Origin of the sequence: Aromatoleum sp., assembly GCF_036675785.1 — a bacterium.
In the GTDB taxonomy this organism is placed as follows: Bacteria; Pseudomonadota; Gammaproteobacteria; order Burkholderiales; family Rhodocyclaceae; genus Aromatoleum.
Genome location: NZ_JAKFEF010000031.1, coordinates 1 through 1,578 on the forward strand (window position 1 = coordinate 1; position 1,578 = coordinate 1,578).

Below are 1,578 nucleotides of genomic sequence, written 5' to 3' on the forward strand. Positions count from 1 at the left end.
CGCAACCGCGCGCAATTCAACCTGCGTGGCCGCTTGGCGCTGGTCGCCGGCACCCTCGGCGTGTGTTCGCTGGCGTTGCTCGCGCGCGCTGTCGACCTGCAGGTGGTCGACAACGATTTCTACCAGCGCCAGGGCGATGCGCGCTTCCTGCGCGAGATCCCCATCGCGACCTCGCGCGGCATGATCACCGACCGCAACGGCGAGCCACTGGCAGTGTCTTCGCCGGTGGAAACGATCTGGGGCAACCCGCAGGAACTGCTCAAGCACCCGCAGCGCTTGCCGGAACTGGCGAAAGCGCTCGGCGTCCCGCACGAACACCTGCTGCGGAAGCTCTCGCAGCGGGCCGACAAGGAATTCGTCTACCTCAAGCGCCGCATCAACCCGGACGCGGCGAAGGCGATCGTCGCCCGCGACATTCCCGGCGTGTTCTCCCAGCGCGAATTCCGCCGCTTCTACCCGCAGGGCGAAGCGGTCGCGCACGTGCTCGGCTTCACCAACATCGACGATCGTGGCCAGGAAGGCCTGGAACTCGCGTTCGACGACTGGTTGCGCGGCAAGGCCGGCGTCAAGCGCGTGATCCGCGATCGTCGCGGCCGCATCGTCGAGAACGTCGACCTCGTGCGCGCGGCCGAACCCGGCCACGACCTGACGTTGTCGATCGATCGCCGCATCCAGTTCCTCGCCTATCGCGAACTCAAGCGCGCCTTGCTCGAGAACGGCGCGAGTAGCGGCTCGGCGGTGGTGCTCGACGTCGCCACCGGCGAAGTGCTGGCGATGGCGAACCTGCCGTCGTACAACCCGAACGCGGTCGACGGCCGCAATCGCGACGCGCGCCGCAACCGTGCCGTCACCGACCTGATCGAACCGGGCTCGACGATGAAGCCGATCACCGTCGCGGCGGTACTCGAAGCCGGGCTGGTGACGCCGAACACGCGCTTCGACACGTCCCCCGGCTGGATCCCGAACGGCCGCTACCGCACCACCGACACCCACAACTACGGCGTGCTAGACGTCACCGGGATCATCACCAAGAGCTCGAACGTCGGCGCTTCCAAGCTCGCGGCGCTGCTGTCGAACCAGGCGTTCTACGACTACCTGAAGAAGCTCGGTTACGGCGACAGCACGCAAAGCGGCTTCCCGGGCGAAGCCGCCGGCTTGTTCCCGGAGCCGTCGCGCTGGAGCGGCACCAGCAAGCAGACCATGTCCTATGGTTACGGCCTGTCGGCGACGCCGCTCCAGATCGCGCACGCCTACGCCACGCTCGGCAACGGCGGGCGCGCGATCACGCCGACCTTCGTCAAGGGCGAGCGCACCGTTTCGAAGCAGGTCATGGATGCCGATGTCGCCCGCGAAGTCGTGCGGATGATGGAAACGGTCACGCTGCCCGGCGGCACCGCAACCCAGGCCCACATCCTCGGCTACCGCGTCGCCGGCAAGACCGGCACCGCGCGCATCGCCAGCGGCGGCGGCTATTCGCGGCGTTACGTGGGCTTCTTCGCCGGACTGGTGCCGGCGAGCAATCCGCGGTTCTCGATGGTGGTGGTGATCAATGATCCGGATGTGAGCAAGGGCTGGGCC

Annotated in this window: 1 protein-coding gene; it reads left to right on the forward strand. The window is 67.7% G+C overall.

The window, feature by feature from the left end:
* Positions 1 to 1,578, forward strand: a 1,578-nt coding sequence (locus V6M37_RS08580; protein ID WP_332672326.1) for a peptidoglycan D,D-transpeptidase FtsI family protein, incomplete at both ends; no start/stop codon positions are given.